The organism is Bartonella sp. MU37NMGALS (assembly GCF_042194015.1).
Taxonomy (GTDB): Bacteria; Pseudomonadota; Alphaproteobacteria; order Rhizobiales; family Rhizobiaceae; genus Bartonella; species Bartonella grahamii.
The window spans coordinates 1-6,589 of the sequence record NZ_JBHIML010000033.1; the positions used below are offsets into that span (position 1 = coordinate 1).

Annotated in this window: 1 protein-coding gene; it reads right to left on the reverse strand. The window is 35.2% G+C overall.

The genetic code is table 11. From position 1 onward, the window contains the following. Positions 1 to 1,222: 1,222 nt before the first annotated feature. The gene (locus ACFIJP_RS08325) at positions 1,223 to 6,196 is read right to left on the reverse strand and encodes a DEAD/DEAH box helicase (RefSeq protein ID WP_375626913.1); all 4,974 of its coding nucleotides are present in this window, start codon (positions 6,194 to 6,196) and stop codon (positions 1,223 to 1,225) included. Positions 6,197 to 6,589: the final 393 nt, after the last annotated feature.

Genomic DNA, 6,589 nt, shown 5'->3' on the forward strand with positions numbered 1-6,589 from the left:
GCTATATTATAGGTTTTATTAAACGATTGCGTTATTTTCTGAATCTATACATTTATAATATTTAGAAAAGCTCTCATTATGCGTATTTTAAACTTTATAACCTATCAATTTTGTTGCTAAATAAATTTTAAGATTTCTGTTAATTTCTTTTAATAACACATTTTAGACTTAACAGCCTTTATAGGGACTGTCTTTATAAACAAATGCTTTCATTTGCATTTTTGCTTTCTCTATAGTTGTTATGTTCTTTATAGCCATGGCATCATTTTTCATGTTCATAAGAGAAATGATAAATAGGATAATTGCGATTTATTGTCTGTTATGAAAACACTTATGAAAACATCTCAATAGAAACTGATCATTATAGAGATCAGTAAAATCCCTTTTAATAGACCGTGTCAGTGTTGTCAGTTCCTTTTAGACCTTCTATTATTTTTTTTATGAGTAAAAATTAAAAACATTATATTTCAATAGGTTAGTATTTTAAAAACATAACTCATATCACTATTACAATCTTTAAAGATAACCAATGATGTGAATTGATTAAAACTTGTCAGTTATGTGTCAGTAAATTGAACTGACAAAATAGATTATTTTAGTGAGTGATTAAAATGTGCTTTATGAAAAGCATATGATCTTTTAAAGCCTTTCAAAAGATAGCTTGTAACTCATATGAAATGCTATCAAGACCATTATGGTTATGAGTTTTGAAGATTTTGAGTATTTTGAGGGTTCCTTTTACGCCCCTTTATATATTATTTTTCAATCAAAAATAAAAGTTATTATATTTCAATATGTTAATGTTTTAAATAAACAACCCATATTACACACAACACGTAAATACAATCTGTAATATATATAAAAAGGGGTTTTGAAGGTATTTTGAGGGTTTGAGAAACCTTCAAAACCTATAAGTAATATAAGAAAATGAATATACATAGCTCTCTTTAAACAAAGCTATCATTTTAGATTACGATATAACCTCTTAAAGGCAATGTAAAAGAAGCGTATTCACTTTAAGATGGGATTTCTTAAAAGTCTTAAAGCAATTCAAATAAGAGTATTTAAAAGTGCAAATGATTTCTTTTTAGAATAACGCATACAAACACTCCTTTTAAAGATTGTATGTAAGCAATTTATAAAGAGGGTATAGAACCTATAGGTTATAAGACCTTATACCCCTTTGTGAGGTTAACATGCCTATCATCTGAGCATGCCAAATCTATTCAGTTTCTCTCATTTCTAATTTTGGTAGTTTTTTTACGATTTTCATTGTTTCTAAACTTACGGTAATAACTCTTTGAAACAACTCTAGAGGGTAGGCAGGGTTGCCAATGGTTTCAACAGCATAGCGATTGGCATCATTAACAATGCCGCTCTTTTTATCAGTCTTTACACATTGCCGTTCCATAACCCATTCAAGAGCGGGTTTACCATTGACGATATATTCATAAGCTTCAAGAGGGATATCTGTCATTGTGACATTGCTGTTGTAAAAAACTGTCGATTTATCTTTTACTTTACTATTCCCAAAAAAATTCATTTCTGTAACATAATAGAATTTTTCAGGATTAGGGATATCAGTGAGTTTTGGATCACCTTTTTTAAAGGTTACAGGATAAGGTTCTACAGTTTCATAGTTCATATGCAAATGCCCCAGTTCACGCCCTGCAGTTACAAATTTCCAAAAATCTTCAGTGCTCTTTACACAAGGGATACGAGGCAATTCTTTAGAGAGGTTATCAGCATAACGGGTGCGGTAATCTTCTGAATGCAAAATCCCGTAAACATAATAAAATAGATCATCTTTAGTGATAGTTTCATTAGGATAAGCGGCTTTAAAATGTGCTAATCCTTCATCCGTAATGGCATCACGGCGTTGTAAACCAGCTGTTTTGTTTTCCTCTATAGAGTTTGTAAATAAATGGGATTGCTTTTCACTTTTCTCTTTTAAGGATACAATATCTTCATAAAGATATTGCGGAAAGCATTGACCGTTTTCTATCACCTGATAATCAGACACAGCTTTAATCATAAGAACAGAAAAGGTTTTTTTTGCTCCTATGCCTGTAAGTTGTATCATTTTATTTTCAACTGATTTTCCTATAGGAAATATACATGGCATTATGGAAACTCTATCGTTGAAAGCACGATTATAATAGAGCCATTGTTTTGTAAAAGGGCGATAAATACTTTGAATAAAGCACGTCTCCTCGAACTCAAATAATTTTTCTCTTATAAATTCTCGTTTAAGAGTACTACTCCAACTGATCTTTGTAGCATCAGCGTTAACGAAATTGTCTATAGCCTTTTCACGTATTTTGCGATCAACATGTCCATAAGCTTCGTTAAAGCGCTCCACTTCGCTATTATAGAAGTTAATCATGTTGTACATGTTTTTTGATAAAGCATTACGACTTGAGTTGTATGCCCACGCATCACGACTGGTTAGAACGCCACAGGAATAAGTTTCAAAAAGCTTTGTATCATGACCTTTCTTAACACCTAAAGCTAGAAATGTCTTGAAACTGTCATCACGTTGATTTATCCAATCATTATGCCTATCCGGTGTAATTATTTGCCAACCTTGTTTACTCCGTGTAATACCATTAATGCTACCAAATTTTTTAATTGTCTTAAGCTTTTCTTCTCTATTGAGATAATCTCCAATATCACGGAAATATATTTTCCCATGTTGTTGTGCATTTGGATTTTTAACCAAAATAGAAATCGCTATAGGGGCACGAGAACCTTCACCAAAAATTTTTCCACCTTCTTTGCGAGAAAGTTCTCCAGAGGTTCGTTGATTACCACGTAAATGAAAAATATAAAGGCTGCTAAATTCTTCAACGAGGCATTTGCGTAAGCCATCCATAGATTTTGTATCTATAAAACTTGCATTTGTAACAAAACCAATCACACCACGGTCTTTTATACGGTCACTTGCCCAGCGAATGGCACGGATGTAACTATCATAAAGCGCCTGCATAAGACTTGCTTTTGAATGAGCGGCATAAGTGTCACCAATACGTTTATTTAATATGGGATAGGGAGTGTTCTTTGCATTGTCGTTTTCGCTTTTTTGTCCTATCGAATAAGGAGGGTTACCAAAAATAACTTCGATATCCAGTTTCTTTTGATGCTCTAAATATTCACTGTTTTCTTTGAATAATTTTTGCAGCAGATTCTTTTCTTCAAGCATCCGAAACGTATCAGTCAAACCAATATGCTTGAAAGGGATATATTCTCCTTTCATGATACTATGATAGGTCGATTCAATGTTAATCGCTGCTATGTAATAGGCAAGTAAGACAATCTCATTGGCATGGATATCATAACGGTATTTATATTCCATATCCTCTGGTTTGATGAGATCTGATTGTAAAAGCCGTGTAATAAAGGTACCCGTTCCCGTGAAAGGGTCAAGAATAGAGACACCCCGTGAACCAAGGCTTTTTCCAAATTCATTGCGTAAAACATCATCAACAGAATGAATGATAAAATCCACAACCTCAATGGGCGTATAAACAATTCCTAATTTTTCTACCGTACGCGGAAAAGCATGACGGAAAAATTCATTATAAAGCTTTACAATTAAGTTTTGTTGTGCTTCAAGACTTGTAGTTCCTCGTGTGTAAAATTGTACATTCCTAGAGATAGTTCTGAAATCTTGAGATTCTTCTTTAAGAGTAACTTTATCAAGGATATTAAGTACACGTTGTAAAGCACAAGAGACGGGATTTTCTTGAACAAACTGATGCCCCTCAAACAAAGCATCAAAGACTGGACGCGTCACAAGATGTTGTGCAAGCATTTCAATCGCATTTTCTTCGGAGAGGGTCGTGTTTAAATTGTTACGTAATTCGGTCATAAAACCATTAAACACCCGCCGCGTTTCCGTTTCTGATTTTGTTAAAACTTCGGTTAAGCGTGTGATATGATTTTGAGCAAGATCAGCAACATTGGTTGCCCATCTTTTCCAATAGCTAGGGTCGTAATTTCTCTTAACAATAGCTGCTCTAATGACATCCGGATATTGAGAAAAAAGGGATAATTCTTCTTCTGGTTTATATCCGTGAAAGGATTCATAAGTTGGTGATCCAATGTTCAGTCCTGAATATTCTGATTTTGAGCGTATAGGTAAGTCATCAATAACCACAGTTGTATCTTCTGAGGTAGCCTTTTGAGAAGGAACAATAATATCAAGGGCATAGCTTACGTCCTGTTTTATGGACATATGGTGGATTATTTTATTAAAACTCTCATCATGGGCACGCAAAGCATTGACGACTTGCCAGATGACATCATATTTTGGATTATTTTCCAAGGCTTGTACTGGTGGAATGCCAGCCGGTACTCCAACGGGTAGAATGATATAGCCTCTTTTCTTACCCTCTGCTCGACGCATGACACGGCCTATTGCTTGAATAATCTCAATTTGACTTTTTCGCGGGTGTAAGAATAGAACAGCATCAAGAGCAGGAACATCAACACCCTCAGAAAGACAGCGTACATTGGTTAGCACACGACACGTATTTTCCCCCGCATCTTCCTTTAACCAGTCAAGTTGTTTTGTACGCTCTTTAGCACTAAAGGTTCCATCAATATGGGCAAGAGTACAGTTAAGAGGGGGAGTATCTTTATAGTTTTTATGAAGGGCGTGCAAAGATTCTTGAACTTTTTCTTTTTTGAATTCCTTGCATATGCGTTTAGAAGTATCAATATCTTTGCAAAATGCTAAAGCTCTACGCATGGGATTGGGGTCATCTTCAAGATCAAGTTTCAGATCCATTTTGGTAAGGGCTCTATAACAGCCATTAATCTTGGTCCTATCGTCAAGAATAAGTTCATAATTCTTATCGGTAATAAGATGTTGAATGGATTGGCTTACTTCTTTTTCATTGACAACTAATATGATAACTTTACAAGGTGATAACAGTTTATGTTCTAGAGCTTCCGCAAATGTATAATGATGCAGTTCTTTGCCATAAATTTTTTCGTCATCCATAGAGGCAAGAACAGTATCAGATAGGTCAGCTTTCCTTTTTATCTTATCTGTAAAGATTTTGGGGGTTGCTGTCATATATAGACGTTTTTTACCCCGAATGATTCTGTTATCATGAACCTTGATAAATTCAGATTCACGCTTGTCTGTTCCTAACACAGCCCCAGTTGTTCTATGTGCTTCATCGCAAATGATTAGATCAAATTCGGGTAAACCATGCTCTTTTTGCGCATCTGAAATCACTTGGATAGAATGGTAAGTTGAAAACACCACCGTCATTGCATCTGCTAGGTTTTCGCAAGCTTCTTTGGCAAGGGTTTGGGCATCCGTGGTAGCAGGGAGAACAAGATCTGATGTTTCCATGCCAACAATATCATCTTGGTTCTTACGACGCTTGCCTACTTTTGTATCCGAACACACAGCAAAAGAACGCAAAGGTACTTGTGCATCGGCTGTCCATTCACGGATTGTTTGTGAGACTAAAGCCAGAGAAGGGACCAGAAACAAAACACGCTTGCCTTTCCCAGCAAGGGTTTCTGCTATCTTCAAACTGGTGAAAGTCTTCCCCGTACCACATGCCATGATCAGCTTGCCACGGTCTGCTTCTTTTAAACCTTCACAGACTTTCTTGATGGCTTCTTCTTGATGGGAACGAGGCTCTTTGGTTGATTTCAGAACCACTTCTTGTTTTGTTGCAAATATTTGCCAATCTATCCGACTGTTTTCCATATGACGAAGGTCAATGCGATAAACGGGTATCGCTTGTCCTTTAATCATGGTATTCACATTGTCACTTAATTCCACTTCTGTGCTGTCAACGAGAAGACGATATTTAAAGATGTCTTTTCCAGATGCCGCGATAAAGCTATCAATATCCTTTTTACTGATCTGATGGTCTGCCTGATAAAACTTACATTGAATAGCGACATAACCCTCTTGATTGCGAAGTTTGGCAACCAGATCAATGCCGATATCATTTTTATTCCAACCTTCACGCTCTTTCGCCCATTCATAATAGCTCTCAACTTTTTCATATCGCCCATAGTGGAGAGGGTCATACATAAGATATTTTGTCACAAAATCTTCAAATACTTTCCCCCGTAGAGCATTTGATGTTGCCTGTTCACGATAGGATTGTAAAAGGGAGTGTAAAGTGATGTGTTTGTTATCATACTTAATAGATTGCAGCATATTGTAATAAAAATCCCTTGCCTTATGATATGATCAATAATCATCAAAAGAATCAAAACGAATTCAATTAAATGCATTTAAAGCAAATAACGATAAAAATGGGAAAAAACTGCTAAAAAAGCCGATATTTTTTCAAAAGGGGTTTAAAAGGCTGTTTATCAACAGCCCATGGCATAGGATAAGATCAGCAAAGTAGTAAAATTTGCTGTTCGTTTCACGTGTTCATCAAGACAAATGAACTATGTGCTTTTAAAATATCATAATGAGTATTTTGATAGGTTTTATGAGTCACTAAAATAATCTAATTTGTCAGTTTAATTTACTGACACAAACTGACAAATATATATTATGGATTGTATTTAAGGTTGTATTGTCGATATAGGTTGTATCGTT